The sequence below is a fragment of the Rathayibacter sp. VKM Ac-2803 genome, from assembly GCF_009807175.1.
Taxonomy (GTDB): Bacteria; Actinomycetota; Actinomycetes; order Actinomycetales; family Microbacteriaceae; genus Rathayibacter.
In genome coordinates this window covers 89,524-103,983 of the sequence record NZ_WUCD01000003.1, presented here as the reverse complement: position 1 = coordinate 103,983, position 14,460 = coordinate 89,524, and the positions used below count along the sequence as shown (strand labels likewise).

Sequence of the window (14,460 nt, the reverse complement as noted above, 5' to 3'; positions counted from 1 at the left end):
ACGCGACAGCTCGGGCTCGACCGCGACAACGTCAACGGGAGCACGATTCGGCTCGACAGGAGAGGCGTAGTCACGCAGAGTTCCGATTCGAGCGACCAGTGGTAGAAGGTCGCGGGAAGGGCCGTGACGGCGGCGCCGTAGCCGACATGATCCGGCCAGTCGGTGAGAACCTCTTGCGGTCCTGGTCCGCACGAGCAATCGTAATCGTGCAGGCCCCGACCGTGAGGAGAGCGCAGTGCCCGAGGTGGAACCCTTCCAGATCAATGTTCCCCCGGCCGAGGTCGACGACCTCCTCGACCGCTTGCGGCGGACGCGGTTCCCTGATCAGTTGCCGGGGGAGGTGGGAGCGAAGGGCGTCCCCGTGGAGTGGCTGCGATCAGCTGTCGCGGCATGGCAGGAACAGGACTGGGTCGCGGTCCAGGACCGACTCAACGCGCATCCGCAGATCGTCACGACGATCGACGGTCAGCGGATCCACGCGTTTCACATCCGGTCGACGCAGGAGACGCAATGCCCCTGCTGCTTCTGCACGGCTGGCCCGGCTCCTTCCTCGAGTTCGTCGACCTCATCGGTCCGCTCGTCAATCCGACCGCGCACGGCGGCGAGGCGGAGGACGCCTTCCACATCGTCATCCCGTCCCTACCCGGGCACGGCTTCTCCACTCCGCTGGCGGGAGGGGGTTGGACGGACCTGAGGATGGGCGCGGCCCTGGGCGAGCTGATGCTGCAGCTCGGCTACAAGCGCTTCGCGGTCCAGGGCGGTGACGCGGGCGCGTTCATCGGCCCACAATGCGGGCGAGCCCACCCCGATGCCGTTCTCGGGATCCACGTGAACGCCCTCGTCACCTTCCCCCGTCCTGACGACGACCCGGACGAGCTGACCGACGCGGAGAAGGAGCGGCTGCGCCGGCAGCAGCAGTTCCTCACCGAGATGAGCGGTTACCGGGAGCAGCAGCAGACCCGCCCGCAGACCCTCGCCTTCGCGCTGACCGACTCGCCGGCCGGTCAACTGGCCTGGATCGCGGAAAAGTTCACGGAATGGTCGGATCCGGCCCACGTCCTCACCGAGGTTCCGGCTTTCCTTCCCACGCTGCTCGCCGACGCGAGCATCTACTGGTTCACCGGCACCGCCGGCTCCTCGGCGAATCTTTACTGGAAAACAATGCACGACCCCGGAGCCTGGACAAAACCCGTCTCGGGCGTGCCACCGCCGTCCTCGTCTCCCTCACCCAGGACGTCGCAATCCGCCGCTACGCCGAGCAGGAGAACCGGATCGTGCGCTGGACGGAAACCGAACGCGGAGGGCACTTCCTCGCGCTGGAAGCCCCCGACGTCTGGCTCCAGGACGTCCGCGAATTCTTCCGAGACCTGCGCTGACACCAGGGTTCCGATCCGGATTCGTCAACCGACCGTCCCGATGTACAGCAGCGTCAGCCCAGCAAACTTGCCCGTGGCGCCGAGGCGGGCGGCGACGTTGAGCGCACCGAACGCTGTGACAAAGCTTGTGCCGAACAGACCGGGTCGCTCGACACCGATCAGGGATTTCGTCGGTTGCGCCTGTCGACGGAGGGCGTGAGGCTGTTCGAGTGGGTGGAATCGCTGCTGTTCTCGTCATCGACATGCAGGTCGGTGTGCTCGGCGACTGCCATGACGCGCAGGGGGTGACAGCGCGGTGCGCGGCACTGGTTGATCGTGCTCGATCCGGTGGGGCTGTGGTGATCTGGATTCAGGACCACGACGATTTCCCGCCCGAGTCTTCGCCGTGGGAGCTGGTTGACGTGCTGCTGCCCGCTGCGAAGGAGGTTCGTGTGCGGAAGACCCGGCGCGACTCCTTCGTCGGGACCGACCTGGAGGGGATCCTCCGACGCCTGGGAGTGGAGCAGCTGGTGGTGTGCGGGGCGCAGACCGATTTCTGCGTCCAGACGACCACGTTCTCCGCCGCGGTGCGAGGGTTCGACGTGGTGCTCGTCAGTGACGCGCACACGACGGTCGCCGCGGAGCACGACGGTGTCGCCATCACCGCGCAGCAGATCATCGCTCACGCGAATGCGCAGTTCGCAGGCTTGCGATATCCCGGGCAGCGATTCGGTGTTGCGCCGCACGACCGCATCACGTTCTCCTCGCAGACGCTTCAGATCGCGACACCGGAGTAGTCGCAGGAGCACGTCGACCAGTGAAGGAGGCGCCATGCGCGCTGCGCGGTTTCCGCTCGTTCCCCCTCGCGCTGCGACAACCCACGACGCCGGCGAGCTCGTGCGGTTGCGCCATGCGATGTTTCAAGACATGGCGAGCACGGGTTCCGCAGCACGACCGCGGACGGTCGAGGCCACCGAGTGGTACGCCGCCGCGGAGCACGAGATCTCGGCCCGACTGGAGGACGGCTCCCTCGCCGCGTTCGTTCTCGACGATCCCCACTCTGGTTCGCCTCGACTGATCGGCTGCGCTATCGCCCACCTGACTAGGCGCTTACCCGGACCCGGCTTCCCGACGGGCCTCTCGGGTGAGCTCTCGAACGTCTATGTCGAAGTCCCTCACCGCGGAGTCGGGCACGGCAGAGAACTCGTCCGCGCCGCCCTGCGCTGGCTCGACGTCGCCGGCTGCGAGGTCACCGACCTTCATGCGACGCCGGACTCCGAACGGATCTACCGCGCCCTGGGCTTCGATCCTCCGGTATCACTGGCGATGCGACGCCTCCACCCGGATCTCGTGTGCTAAGGGTGCGGTGACGGCCGGTAAGTCAGCTCGACAGTTCTCCCGTCGAGTGCGCGGGTGTCGAGCAGCTCGAGGTCGTAGTCGGCCAGTCCTGCGTAGATCGAGCTGACCCCTGTGCGGCCGGTGATGACGGGGAACACGGTCACCGCGATGCGGTCCACGAGCCCGGCGGCGAGGAGCGACCGGTTCAGGGTCAGGCTGGCTTGGGAGCGCAGCGGCAGGTCCGACGTCTCCTTGAGGCGTCCGATGACCTCCACCGCGTCACCCGACTCGATGGTCGCGTCAGGCCAGCCCAGCGTGTCGTGCAGCGTCGAGGACACGACGGTGGCGGGCATCGCGTGCAGCCGGCGGTTCCATTCGTCGAGGGCGTTCGGGTCGGTGCCGGCGGCGAAGATCTCCGCGACCTCGCGGAAGGTCGTCGCTCCGTAGACCATGCGCAGCGGCTGGGCGAAGAGGCCTACCCGCCACTCGAGCAGCTCGGGGCCCTGCCGCGACCAGTAGCCTCCCCAGTCCACGCCCTCCGGGCCCGTGTCGTAGGACCCGTATCCGTCGAGGGTGGCGAAGACGTCCCAGGTGTAGAGGGCGGTCATCGGCTGCTCGCGTCGTAGCGGAGCCGGACGAGCTCGGATCCGGGGAGCACGGCGGCGTCGAGGAGGGTGAGGCCGGGGTGCGGTTCTCCGGAGTAGAGGGGGGATCCGCCGCCGGCGAGTCCGGCTCCGACGAGGACGATCAGTTCGTCGACGAGGCCCTCCTCGAGGAGCGGGTTCCAGGTCGTTCCGCTTCCGAACATCAGGAGGTCGCGGTCGCCGCCCGACTTGAGCGCGCGGATCTCGGCGACCGCGTCCTCGCGCGGCACGGTCCGGGTCGTGGCGGCCCAGGGGGCGTCGGGATCGGGCGTGAGGGAGTCGCTGATGACGAGCGAGTCGAGGGTCATGACGAGGTGGGCGACCTCGCGGTCGCGGTCGTTCGCGGAGTTGTCGGCGGCGACGGCGCTCCAGCTGTCCCAGTTGTTCCGGAACCAGCGGCTCCCGTAGACGAGGGTGCCCGCCCGTCTCAGCAGCTCGAGGTTGTGGTCGTTGAACGCGTCCTCGAACGGGAGAGCCGAGAGGTCGTGCCCGGCACCCTCGTAGTAGCCGTCGAGGGAGGTGAGGACGGAGACGACGAGTCTGCTCATGACCCGACGCTACCGAGTCCGCCCCGTCCGGTTCCAGTGCCCGGATCAGCCTCCGTACTCGCGTGCGGAGCGTACCTGGATGCGCGGTTCGCCGATCCTGGTGAAGGCGACCGTCATCCATTCGCCCCAGGTGCCGTCCTCGCGGCGGATCTCCCATCGCGCCGTCATCGCGTCCGGAGCGGCGAAGGTCAGGGTCGCTCGAGCGCTCTCGTTCCCGCTGCGGTACGTTCCGTCCTCCTCGAACCGACCCGACGCGTGTTCGATGCTCCCGTCCGCGTCGAACGAGGTCTGGTCGAAGGTGCGCGGCGCGCCGGGGCGAGGGGTGAAGATCTCGAGTGCTTCCCTGCGGGCGCCGAGGATCTCGACGTCGACGCGGTGGACGAGGTGCCGCTCGCCCGGGAACCACTCGTAGACGTCCCAGCCGTGCCACCGCTCGCCGTTGTGCTCGCCGCCGTCGACGATCCGGCCCTCGGATCGCCACGTGCCGGTGAACCGGTCCAGAAGCCTGTGCAGTTCGCTCATCGACCCAGGATGCCCAGCGTCATCGTCGTCGGCAACGTCGGCGATGGACCCCGCGATGCCCCTCGGACAGGTGGCGCCCGATCCGGAGTACGTCGTAGCGTCGGTCCATGGCGATCGACGGCGGGATCGTGGTGAGGAACGCGGTCGCGAGCGATGCGCCGCGGCTGGGTGAGGTCTTCGATGCGGCGGTGCTCGACGGGTGGACGCACCTCGAGCGCATCGAGGAGATCGTGCCGATGTTCCCTCCGGAGTTCTGGGTCGAGGCCGTGGCCGAGACGGGTTCGTCGGACGTGCTGCTCGTGGCCGAGCTCGACGGCCTCGTCGTCGGATACTCCGGCACCCACGGTGACGACGGCGAGCTGTACGTCCTCTTCGTCCATCCTGCCGCCGGCAGGCGCGGAATCGGGCGGCTCCTGCTCGAGGCCGCGGAGGACGAGCTGCGCGCTCGGGGCCGGGACGAGGTGTTCCTGTGGACCCACGACGCCGACACCCGCGCTCAGCACGTGTACGCCGCCGCCAGGTACGCGCCGACCGGAGCGCGGCGGAAAGGCGAGATCCACGGCCGCCACTACGTCGAGGTCGAGCTGCGGAAGCCGCTGACCGCCTCGAACGCGTAGTCCTGACGTCGATGTCTGCTGGATCGCGGACGTGACGAGTTCCTACGATGCGTGCATGAGCATCGCGAAGCCTGACGTCGTCTCCGCGTCCGAGTGGGACGCCTCCGTGGCCGTCCTCCGGGAGCAGGAGGAGCGTCTGGCTGCCGTGCTCGAGGAGACCGCGGCGGCGCGCAAGCGGATGCCGATGGTCCTCGTCGAGGACGAGTACCTGTTCGAGGGCCCGGAGGGCGTCGTGCGGCTGATTGATCTGTTCGAGGGGCGCAGTCAGCTGATCCTCTACCGCTTCTTCTTCGAGGAGGGAGTCGCGGGCTGGCCCGACGCGGGGTGCGCGGGCTGCTCGTCCTGGGCCGACGGCGTCGGCGACCTCGGGCTCGTCCACGCGCACGACGTCACCTTCGCCATGGCGTCCCCCGCCGAGCAGCCGCAGCTCGCGGCGTACAAGACGCGCATGGGCTGGGACGACATGCCCTGGTACACGATCAGGACACCCTCCTTCACGAGCGACTTCGGGGCGACGGAGTGGTTCGCGCTCAACGTCTTCCTCCGCGACGGCGACAAGGTGTACCGCACGTACTTCCTCCAGAACGGAACCGTCGTCGGCGGCATCGGCAGCGTCAACAGCCTCCTCTCGCTCACGCCGTACGGCAGCCAGATGGAGGGCGAGGACGTTCCCGACGGGTGGCCGCAGGCGCCGCGCGCGTTCTGGATGCGCCGCCACGACGAGTACACGGAATCCGCCCCCTCCGCCGTCACCGGTTCCTCCGAGAGCTGAACCGGGCGGGAGATTCCGGCGCGGATCGACGGAGTCCCGCGAAGCCGACTCGGCCGGTCAGGGTTCGAGAGAGGCCAGGCCCTGCCCGGTACTCGGATCCCAGGGGATGGACTCGTGGTCGTGGACGATCCGCCATCGACCGTCGATCTTCTTCCAGACCAGCGTGGCACGCACCCACATGGAGACTTCGTCGCCCGATAGCAGGGTTCCGGTGACGTGGTAGAGGAACGCCGTCGCGCCGACGCTCCCGTCCACGTCGATCCGGAGGTCATGCACCTCGTAGCCGGGCCCGTCGGCGTAGCCATCGAACCAGGCCCGCGTCTGCTCCGCCACCTGATCCGATCCGCGGAGCCGCAAGGGAGGCAGGACGTTGAAGGCGAGGATCTCGGGGTCCTGCGCGTCGGCAAGGTACTGCGCATCGCGCGACGCGATCGCCTGCACCCGCTCGTCGATGAGAGTCCGGAGTTCCGCTGCCGCAGTGTTCTCAGTCACTTCTTCAGGGTGGCACCGGACGAGGCACGCGCCAAGAGGTGATCTATGGCGCTCCTTGGCCGTCACCACTCGTGCTCGCGGTCGCGCAGCTGCGTCGTCCGCGCAGAGATCCGAGCCGACCGACGTCCTTCCGGTCCGGGCCGACAGCGACGAGACTGGCGACATCGTCAGGTGACGCTCGAACGAAGGAGTTGCGGTGCCGGACCCGGTCGTGCACGTCGAGATCACGGGGCGCAGGCCCGACCTGCTGCGCGCGTTCTACTCAGCGATGTTCGGCTGGTCCGCGGAGCCGGGTGCCCCGGTCTCTCCGGCCGTGTCACAGTCCGATGCGTACGCCTTCAACTCGCCCGGTTCGGCTGCTGGCGCCGTACCCGTCGGCCTCGGCGGCGGAGAGGAATTCGTCTCCGCCGTGGTGTTCTACGTCGGCGTGGAGGACGTCGCAGAACGCCTGGCCCGCGCGGTCGAGCTCGGCGCGACGATCGTGGTCCAGCCGTCCGTTCGTCCCGATGGGGCGGTGGTCATCGCGCAGTTCGCGGATCCGCAGGGCAATGTCGTCGGTCTCGCGGGCCGCGCCTGACCGTCATCCTCTCGCCCACGGAGCAGTCGAGCAGTCTCAGCAGCACATGGAGGACTTCAAGGCCTTCGCCGAGCGGTGCGAAGACGTTCGCAACGACCAGCAGAACATGCGTGCCGCGACGGCAGTGGCGCATTCGCTGGCACGTCACCTCACCTGAGGTTCGCCCGCCGGATCCGCGGGCGGAAAGGCGGCCAGAGGGGGCTCAGCTGTGCGTCGTGTTCTCTCGGATCTCCTCGAGGCTGATCTCGGGCGCGCCGCCGGCGGCGGCCTCGGGGTCCATCCAGACGTAGTCCCAGTGGTGGCCGTCCGGGTCGTCGAAGCTCTTCGAGTACATGAAGCCGTGGTCCTGGGTGCCGGCGTCCGTCGCGCCCGCGGCGAGGGCCTTCTCGTGAACGGCGTCGACCTCGTCCTTGCTCTCGGCGCTGAGGGCGAGCTGCACCTCGGTCGAGGTGGTGGCGTCGATGATCGGCTTGCTGGTGAACTCGGCGAAGAACTCCCGCCTGAGCAGCATCGCGGTGATCGTGTCGCTGATCACCACGCTGACAGCGTTGTCGTCGCTGAAGCCCTCGTTGATGGAGTAGCCGAGCGACTCGAAGAAGGCCCGGGACCGTGCGAGATCGCTGACGGCCAGGTTGACGAAGATCGTGGTGGGCATCGGTGCGCCCTCTCATCCGGGGTGCCGGCGGCCCGCCGCCGCCGGTCGTCCCAGCATGATGATGAGCGATCGGCAATGGTGTCAAGCGACGGAGATGGTCTCCGCGGGTGGGGCGGAAGATCGCAGTCCTCATGATGAGCTCACCTTCGGTGGGGCACATCGTCACCTTTGCGCAGTGCGGCCTGCTCATGCGGATCGACGGAGCTGATCAGCCGTAGGCGTGCGGGGCGGGGCCTCTTCGGGTGAAGCCCAGCCCCGACTAGCCCCAGGCGACCACTCTCGATTCGTAGCCAGCACGGCGTCGAGTTTGGTTCCCGCCGAGAGTGGAAGTGGCAGGGTCGCCGCCAGTAGGACCTTTTACACCGCCGCGCCGGCCGGGAACGAGGAGTATCAGCCGTCGCTGTCAGAGGATCTCTAGATCCGAGAGAGGAACGTGCGGATGCGGTCGAGGGCGAGCTCCGTCGCGGCAGGGTCGTACGAGGGCAGCGAGTTGTCCGCGAAGAGGTGACTGTCGCCGCTGTAGGTGAAGACGTCAGCCTGGTCGGTGCCTCCTGTGGCCACCAGCTCGCGAGCCGCGTCGAGGTCTCCCTCGAAGGCGAAGAACTCGTCCTGATCCATGCCGTGGATCTGCACGGGAAGGCCGTCGGGCCACGGTCCGAAGGAGCCCTCGCCAGTCACCGGGAAGCACGCGTCGAAAAAGATAGCGCCCCGCGCCCCGGGTCGGCTCTGAGCGAGTCGCTGTGCATGCGAGACGCCCCAGGACATGCCCGCCAGGACGAGATGCTCCGGGAGAGCTTCCATCACGGCGTCAACCTGCTCGCGGACCCGGCGCGGGTCGAGAGACTTCATGTACGCGAAGCCGTCCTCCATGCGTTCGAAGACCTTCCCATGGAACAAGTCCGGGGTGTGCAGGACGTGACCGTCCTCCGAGAGCGCGTCCGCGAGAGCAGTGACTCCAGGAGTCAGGCCCTGAATGTGATGGAACAGAAGGATGTCGACCATGACGTTGCGCTCCATTCGTGGGAGAAAGTTCAGCTCTAGCAAGGTAGTTCGGTCAGGTCCCGCGCGAAGGAGATCGTGGCTACGGCTTCGTTGCAGGCCTTTACCCAATGCGCGCGCCGACACTCCCGCTTGACGCCGGCAGCGCGTAAGCGCTCGTCCGCATGGCCATTGTGCATCGCGAGGCTTGCGAGATGAACACAACTCGTGACGATGACGGCGCTCTTCATCGTCGATCAGGTACGGAGTCCGATCGGCGGAACGCGAAGTGTCTGATGAGGTCTCGACGAGGGATCACGTTCTCCGGCAAAGTACTTTTACGCGGCGTTCGCGTATCGGTGGCGAACGTGAGTGGCAGCACTCTCTCCGCTCAGGAGAGGCGAGCAGGACAGACCTTTTTTGTGGGGACGAGATGCGACTGACCTTCTACTTCCAGCCCGTCGAGGACCTCGGCGCGGCCGTCGAGCACTACCTGGGTCTGGGGTGGACGGAGGCGTGGCGCGAGGGCGAGCACACCGTCGCCGTCCAGATGCCCGACGTCGAGGTCCAGCTCATGCTCGATGACGCCGAGGACTGGGGCGGCGCCGGCCCCATGTACCTCGTCGAGAACCTCTCCGCCTGGCTCGCTGCGCACCCGGCATCACCGGCGGGCGCGATCACAGAGATACCCGGAGGTCGCGTGGCCGAGATCGCAGGTCCCGGACACGCGTACTACGTCTTCTCTATGGACGCTCCGGGGTGAGCGCACTCGCCACTCGCGTCCGGGCGTGGCGTCCGGTGCTCACTCGGCGGGGATGCGGCCCGCGGGGACCGCTGCGATCGCGTCGATCTCGACGAGGACCCCTGGCCTGGCGAAACCGGCGACCATGAGGACGGTGATCGCCGTGGGGTGCGCACCCCAGACGGGGCCGGTGGCCGCGAAGGCGGCCCGGACGTCGCTGCCCTCGAGGAGATGGATGGTGAGGCGGGCCACGTTCTCGGGGCTGGTCCCCGCGGCGTCGAGTACCGCGAGCACGTTGCGCATCGCCTGAGCGGTCTGCTCGGCGAGACCCGTCATTAGGGCCCCGGTGGAGTCGATGCCGTTCTGGCCGCCGACGTACACGGTGGCGCCGGACGGGACGAGGACTCCGTGGGCGAACGCCGGGTTCGCCGGCAGGCCCTCTGGGTTGACGAGGGTGGTGAGTTCCGTCATGTCATTCTCCTTCGTGTCGGTGTCGGTCGTAGTGGGCGCGGGCCTTGGCGCGACCGCCGCAGCGCTGCATGGAGCACCAGCGGCGGGATCCCGGTCGGGAGACGTCCAGGAAGATCAGACCGCAGTCGTCCGCCTGGCAGTGCCGCAGGCGATCGGAGTCGGCGGAGAAAGCGATGACCGCTTCCTGGGCGAGGGTGGCGAGCATCTGATCGGCGGTCGGAGCGGGAGGCTGCTCGGTGCCGCCGTCGAGGAGCGGACCGACAGCATGCGCCGACGCGTGGGCGTTGATCGTGTCGACCTGCGCCGGCTCCGGCCGAGAACCACCGGCGATCGCGCGGGCCGCGAAGGTGACCGCGGCGCGGAGCTCCCGGGCACGCTGGTACACCGGATCGCTCACGGGAGCGCCGGGCTCCTCGAATCGAGACGTCAACCAGGTCCCGAGGTCGGCTGGCGAGCGCAGCGATTCCCACTGCGGGTTCCCGTAGCCGAAGTCGCCCGTGTAGGCGAAGTCCAGCGCGAGGGATCCGGAGTCGAAGAACCAGCGGCGACCGTCCGATCCGGTCATCCACGTCCCCACAGGGGCAGCGGCACTACGCATCCGCGTCCTTACGCGAGGGTGCATGGATCATTCCCATGTAGCGGCCGCCCTCGGCGAGCTCATCGAGCATGACCGCGATGCGCCGCTCCCGCGTCGCGACCGCTTTCGCTCGGGAAATCCAGCCCAGGTAGTCGTTGCGCTGGTACGCGGGTCTCTGGTCGTACGCCGCCCTCACTCCGTGCTCGTCGAGGAGCGCAGCGATGTCGTCGGGGAGCGGATGGCGTGATCGGACCATGGAGACACCCTAACCACTAAGACCGGTTGTAACAACGGTGATGTTCTGCGTGAACGTCAGAGCACTCTCCCGCGTCACAGTGGTGGTCGCCCGGCTTCGCATTTCGCCCTGCCGGGCGCAGGGGAGGGCCATCTGAAGCGGTGCAGGCGTGGCAAGACGTCCACACCGACGCGGCGCTTAGCATGGCCATCGCCAACTCATGCACACCCCGGCCGATGCCACTCGACGGGTAGCGCCAGTGCATCGAAACTTCCTGAGCTGGTCGTGCCAGAGGACAGGCGCTGCCGCGCCTGGGTTGACTCCGACCCATAGAAGGGTCCCCGGTCTTCCCCGTGCCGGGGGCGCGAGCTCCGCCCGCGCAGCGGCGACGGAGCACCGCCAGGAGGAAGCCGCTACGCGGCTCGTTTTCTGGTTTTCTTCACCTCTCCGCGGTCTCAACCTATTTCGCTCCACCGGCTCCGTGCCACCCATTCCGGACGCGGTCGCTGCGCTCCCTTATTTCGCCCGGAATGGGCGTCACTACGCCGCCTCCACTCAAACGGTTCTTCCCGCCGGAGAGGCAAAGAAAAACGATCAGCCAGAGGGAGCACCCACACCATGCAGACCGCCACCGATACCGGCCGCGCCACGGCCGAACAGCTCGCGCTCATCCTCGACACCCGCCGCGCGGAGTCCGACGACGACGCGACCGCCACGGACGCCGAGATCCTCGCGCACATCCGTAATACGCTCACCCTTCCCGGCGAAGGGGCCCCGGGCGGATTCCCCGTCACCGACGACGGCACCGCCTTCGCCGCCGCGCTGATCGCGTTCCTCACTCCCGCCGAGAAGCAGGACACCGGCGCTGCCTTGGCCGCTTTCCTCACCCCGACCTCGGAGACGGTGGACGAGCGTGCGGCGCGCATCGAGTCGAACCGGCGGGCGGATGAGGGGTGGCAGGCGCTCTCCCCGGCGGAGCAGGCCGCGCAGATCGCGGCCGTCGAGCGGGTGGAGAACCCCGGCGGGCCGTGCGACTGCGCCAACTGCTACGAGCCCGCCGATCGGTAGCCGCGCGGTGCGGGCCGGCCTGCGGGCCGGCCCGTGAGGGGCGACCCCCTCACACTCTTCAATGGTCTCGGCCGGCCCGGTGCCGGCTGTCAGGCTGGTTCTGGCTCGCTCGGGCGTGACTCATCACACTCTTGACCGCAGTGTCTTGCTGGGGACCTGTCCGTCCGAGCGAGCCTGAACCGGTGTGACGCTGCGATGGCTTGATAGAAGGTTGTCCGCGACTTCGGTCGCGTGACTCGTTAGAGAGATGCCTCCGCGGCGCATCCCACCTGGATGACCCTTGAGGAGAAGAGGCCGCATGATCGTCGCCCACCACTACGACCACGTCGTCGGAGTCGACACCCACGCCCGCACGCATACCTACGCAGTAGTCGCGACCAAAACCGGCGAGATCCTCGGAACGAAGGCGTTTCCAGTTACGACGGCGGCGATCGACCGAGCGATCGCCTGGGTGCGAGGCGTTGCTCGCGGGTCGGTTCTGTTCGCGATGGAGGGCACGGGCTCCTACGGTGCATCGTTGGGTCGGGCGCTTCAGCGCGACGGGATCGTGTTCTGCGAGGTCCGTCCGCCTAAGAAGTCGAGCCGCGTCCGCGGCAAGACTGATGAGATCGACGCGATCGCTGCCGCGACCTCGGCGATGGGAATCGAGCTCGACTCGCTGACTCGACCGAAAGCCGACGGGCTGCGCAACGCTCTCCGGGTGACGCTCGACGTCCGCCGCGACATGGAGATCCGCCGCACGAGTGCACGAAACCAGCTCAACGCGCTGGTCCGCACCACAGACTTCGGGCTCGACACGAGGCGAGCGCTCGCTGATCGTGGTGTGCAGCGACTCGTGGATCTCGACGCTCAGTGTTCTGACGTTGCGGAGCGCATCATCCGAGCAGAAGCGGTCCGGCTCGCGTCGACGGTGATCGAACTCGGTCGACAGATGCGTGAGAACCGCGAGGCGCTGGCCGAGCTCGTCGAGCTGCTCGCACCCGGATTGCAACAGATCTATGGTGTCGGCCCAGTCACCGCTGCTGCCGCGGTTGCGGCGTACTCGCACCCTGGTCGGGTGCGGAGTGAGGCCGCCTTCGCATCCCTTGCGGGAGTGAACCCCATCCCGGCGTCGTCCGGGAACACGACTCGGCATCGGCTGAATCGAGGTGGCGACCGGCAACTGAATCGTGCGCTCGATGTGATCGCCCGAGTGCGCATGGTGTCGGAAGCGCGCACCCGCGCCTACGTTGACCGACGCATATCTGAAGGACGGACCAGTCGTGAGATTCGACGATGCGTGAAGCGCTATATCGCCCGCGAGATCTTCAAGGCACTGGAGCTGCGGATGGGCACGGCGCTGGCCGTGGTGTGACTTGGCGGCAGGTCGAGCGGGTGCCGCCAGGAGGGACGACACCCGCTCGCATGGCTTGAATCAGATCAGCTCGAGGTGCGGCCCGCGGTGGACGGCGAGGTAGGCGCGGTTGCGGAGCGCGTTGGCCTCTTCATCCGTGAGCGTCCGGTCGAGCGGGCGGAGCGTGATGCGGATGAGCGCATTGAGCTGCCCTGGCCGGATCCCGAGTCGCTTCTGAGCGCCTTCGGGTAGGAGCTCACTGGCTGTCGTGGCGAGGACTTGCACGCTCTCGATCGAGGTGGCATCGATCCCGAGAGCGGCGCGGATCCGGTCACCGATGGTCTCCTTGTCGTCGTCGCGGTTCACGACGACCGAGATGTCTCGGCTCACAGCGGGCATGGACGAGACCGGACGCCAGGACCGAAGATCGACCATCTGCTCTTCGATGCGCGGATCGGTTGAACGCAGGAGACGGATGTCATCGATCCGCTTTCGCAGCATGAGCGCGCGATCCAGCCCCATCCCGAGAGCAAGCCCTGACCAGACGGACGGGTCGAGACCCGATCGCAGGAGGAGCCCGGGTTCGATCAGTCCGCACTCGGCCAGTTCGAGCCAATCGCCTTCAACCTGGACGTCGAGTTGGTAGCCGCCGGTCGTGTACGGGTGCACCGCAGGAACTGCCCGCCATCGTGCGCCCGGAAGTACCGCGTCGACCAGAGCGCTGAGCATGCCATCGAGGTCGTCCTTGCCCATCCGTGCACCGTTCGACACGCGCCACAGGTCGACCTGGTGCGGCTCGCCGACGTGTGTGCGGTCGATGGAGTCCCGGCGGTAGACGAGGCCGGGGAGGACGTAGAGGCGATCGTGATCACCGCCGGAGTCTCCGCCGGCGAGAGCCCGGAGGAGGGGCGGGATCATCGCGGACGTGTGGGTGCGGAGCATCACGGTGTCGCTGACGTACCGCGAGTACCGCTGGTCGCGAGTGACCGCGGAGGCGTCGAAGCCGAGGCGGTCGTAGTTGTCCTCGACTGCGACCAGGGGATTCGAGCGCACCGTCGTGGCGGGCACACCCCAGGTCTCCGTGAGCGAAACGGTGACGGCATCAAGGAGGAGTTGCAGGGCGTGCTCGCCTTGTGCGGGATCGCTTAGGTCTCGGAGAGCGAGCGAGGTGCCGAGGTCATCGGCGGAGAGATAGGAAGGCATGACAGTCCATTTCGAGTCGGAGTGAAGGGGAGACCCCTCGACCGACCCGACGCACGGACTGATCTACGCGCGCACGCCCAGCCCCGAACGACCGGTGACCGGTCGAGGGCTGAGAAATCGCAGCGTCAGATGCATGTCGTTCACTCTACTTCCGGCGCCCGCCGGGATGGCAAGACTCCGCTCCAAACTCCTCCGAAGCGCCTACTGCTGCCGACTGAGCGCGACCCACCGCTTGACGTTGATCCATAGAAGGGTCCCCGGCATCCCCGTTCCGGGGGCGCGAGCTCCGCCCGCGCAGCGGCGACGGAGCACCGCCAAAAGGAAGCCGCGATG

The 14,460-nt window shown here is 67.8% G+C and carries 19 protein-coding genes and 1 pseudogene; 10 read left to right on the top strand and 10 right to left on the bottom strand.

Annotated features, from left to right (window positions below; translation table 11 throughout):
- Nucleotides 1-235: 235 nt before the first annotated feature.
- The 4 genes and pseudogenes from GRS96_RS20860 to GRS96_RS19400 all read left to right on the top strand — a co-directional run.
- Nucleotides 236-498 (top strand): annotated as a pseudogene (locus GRS96_RS20860) (epoxide hydrolase N-terminal domain-containing protein); the annotation flags it as partial.
- A 12-nt stretch (nucleotides 499-510) separates the two neighbouring features.
- Complete coding sequence (locus tag GRS96_RS19410; protein WP_328612398.1) at nucleotides 511-1,575, top strand: alpha/beta fold hydrolase; 1,065 nt, start codon at nucleotides 511-513, stop codon at nucleotides 1,573-1,575.
- 10 nt (nucleotides 1,576-1,585) lie between these two features.
- The gene (locus GRS96_RS19405) at nucleotides 1,586-2,152 is read left to right on the top strand and encodes a cysteine hydrolase family protein (protein ID WP_236553721.1); all 567 of its coding nucleotides are present in this window, start codon (nucleotides 1,586-1,588) and stop codon (nucleotides 2,150-2,152) included.
- 130 nt (nucleotides 2,153-2,282) lie between these two features.
- A complete protein-coding gene (locus tag GRS96_RS19400; RefSeq protein ID WP_159989458.1) occupies nucleotides 2,283-2,714 on the top strand; it encodes a GNAT family N-acetyltransferase in 432 nt (143 codons plus the stop codon).
- On the opposite strand, the gene GRS96_RS19395 is transcribed toward GRS96_RS19400, so the two are convergent.
- Genes GRS96_RS19395 through GRS96_RS19385 form a run of 3 tightly spaced genes read right to left on the bottom strand, consistent with a single transcriptional unit; the run spans nucleotide 2,711 to nucleotide 4,407 of the window.
- A complete protein-coding gene (locus GRS96_RS19395; RefSeq protein WP_107576079.1) occupies nucleotides 2,711-3,301 on the bottom strand; it encodes a dihydrofolate reductase family protein in 591 nt (196 codons plus the stop codon). The genes GRS96_RS19400 and GRS96_RS19395 overlap by 4 nt on opposite strands.
- Nucleotides 3,298-3,885 (bottom strand): dihydrofolate reductase family protein, encoded by a 588-nt coding sequence (locus GRS96_RS19390; protein ID WP_107576078.1) that lies wholly within the window; start codon nucleotides 3,883-3,885, stop codon nucleotides 3,298-3,300. The genes GRS96_RS19395 and GRS96_RS19390 overlap by 4 nt, the downstream gene beginning before the upstream one ends.
- A gap of 45 nt (nucleotides 3,886-3,930) precedes the next feature.
- Nucleotides 3,931-4,407, bottom strand: a complete 477-nt coding sequence (locus GRS96_RS19385) for a hypothetical protein (RefSeq protein ID WP_107576077.1) — start codon at nucleotides 4,405-4,407, stop codon at nucleotides 3,931-3,933.
- 107 nt (nucleotides 4,408-4,514) lie between these two features.
- Here GRS96_RS19385 and GRS96_RS19380 point away from each other — a divergent pair, with 107 nt between their 5' ends.
- Both GRS96_RS19380 and GRS96_RS19375 read left to right on the top strand, forming a co-directional pair.
- On the top strand, nucleotides 4,515-5,024 hold the full coding sequence (locus tag GRS96_RS19380) for a GNAT family N-acetyltransferase (RefSeq protein ID WP_107576076.1): 510 nt from the start codon (nucleotides 4,515-4,517) through the stop codon (nucleotides 5,022-5,024).
- A 55-nt stretch (nucleotides 5,025-5,079) separates the two neighbouring features.
- Nucleotides 5,080-5,796, top strand: a complete 717-nt coding sequence (locus GRS96_RS19375) for a DUF899 family protein (RefSeq protein ID WP_211315692.1) — start codon at nucleotides 5,080-5,082, stop codon at nucleotides 5,794-5,796.
- Nucleotides 5,797-5,853: 57 nt separating this feature from the next.
- Here GRS96_RS19375 and GRS96_RS19370 read toward each other — a convergent pair whose 3' ends face one another.
- Nucleotides 5,854-6,354, bottom strand: coding sequence for a YybH family protein (locus GRS96_RS19370; protein WP_159989457.1), 501 nt, complete (start codon nucleotides 6,352-6,354; stop codon nucleotides 5,854-5,856).
- A gap of 130 nt (nucleotides 6,355-6,484) precedes the next feature.
- On the opposite strand from GRS96_RS19370, the gene GRS96_RS19365 reads away from it, so the two are divergent.
- Nucleotides 6,485-6,865, top strand: a complete 381-nt coding sequence (locus GRS96_RS19365) for a VOC family protein (protein ID WP_107576074.1) — start codon at nucleotides 6,485-6,487, stop codon at nucleotides 6,863-6,865.
- Between the two features lie 202 nt (nucleotides 6,866-7,067).
- Here the strand turns inward: GRS96_RS19365 and GRS96_RS19360 are convergent, their stop codons facing one another.
- The gene (locus GRS96_RS19360; RefSeq protein WP_107576072.1) at nucleotides 7,068-7,520 is read right to left on the bottom strand and encodes a VOC family protein; all 453 of its coding nucleotides are present in this window, start codon (nucleotides 7,518-7,520) and stop codon (nucleotides 7,068-7,070) included.
- Nucleotides 7,521-7,934: 414 nt separating this feature from the next.
- Complete coding sequence (locus tag GRS96_RS19355; RefSeq protein WP_107576189.1) at nucleotides 7,935-8,522, bottom strand: dienelactone hydrolase family protein; 588 nt, start codon at nucleotides 8,520-8,522, stop codon at nucleotides 7,935-7,937.
- A 409-nt stretch (nucleotides 8,523-8,931) separates the two neighbouring features.
- Between GRS96_RS19355 and GRS96_RS19350 the strand changes: the two genes are divergently transcribed.
- Complete coding sequence (locus GRS96_RS19350) at nucleotides 8,932-9,261, top strand: hypothetical protein (protein WP_107576071.1); 330 nt, start codon at nucleotides 8,932-8,934, stop codon at nucleotides 9,259-9,261.
- A 39-nt stretch (nucleotides 9,262-9,300) separates the two neighbouring features.
- Here the strand turns inward: GRS96_RS19350 and GRS96_RS19345 are convergent, their stop codons facing one another.
- The 3 genes from GRS96_RS19345 to GRS96_RS19335 are packed head-to-tail and all read right to left on the bottom strand — an operon-like array spanning nucleotide 9,301 to nucleotide 10,544.
- Nucleotides 9,301-9,711: a RidA family protein gene (locus GRS96_RS19345; protein WP_107576070.1), complete on the bottom strand. Its 411-nt coding sequence runs from the start codon at nucleotides 9,709-9,711 to the stop codon at nucleotides 9,301-9,303.
- Between the two features lies 1 nt (nucleotide 9,712).
- Entirely contained in the window at nucleotides 9,713-10,276 is a 564-nt protein-coding gene (locus GRS96_RS19340) for a CGNR zinc finger domain-containing protein (protein ID WP_107576069.1), read from the bottom strand.
- Between the two features lie 25 nt (nucleotides 10,277-10,301).
- Nucleotides 10,302-10,544 (bottom strand): YdeI/OmpD-associated family protein, encoded by a 243-nt coding sequence (locus GRS96_RS19335; protein ID WP_107576068.1) that lies wholly within the window; start codon nucleotides 10,542-10,544, stop codon nucleotides 10,302-10,304.
- 597 nt (nucleotides 10,545-11,141) lie between these two features.
- Between GRS96_RS19335 and GRS96_RS19330 the strand changes: the two genes are divergently transcribed.
- On the top strand, nucleotides 11,142-11,591 hold the full coding sequence (locus GRS96_RS19330; RefSeq protein ID WP_107576067.1) for a hypothetical protein: 450 nt from the start codon (nucleotides 11,142-11,144) through the stop codon (nucleotides 11,589-11,591).
- Nucleotides 11,592-11,889: 298 nt separating this feature from the next.
- On the top strand, nucleotides 11,890-12,945 hold the full coding sequence (locus tag GRS96_RS19325; RefSeq protein ID WP_107576066.1) for an IS110 family transposase: 1,056 nt from the start codon (nucleotides 11,890-11,892) through the stop codon (nucleotides 12,943-12,945).
- Nucleotides 12,946-13,005: 60 nt separating this feature from the next.
- Here GRS96_RS19325 and srmL read toward each other — a convergent pair whose 3' ends face one another.
- Nucleotides 13,006-14,127, bottom strand: coding sequence for a PheS-related mystery ligase SrmL (gene srmL / locus GRS96_RS19320; RefSeq protein WP_107576065.1), 1,122 nt, complete (start codon nucleotides 14,125-14,127; stop codon nucleotides 13,006-13,008).
- Nucleotides 14,128-14,460: the final 333 nt, after the last annotated feature.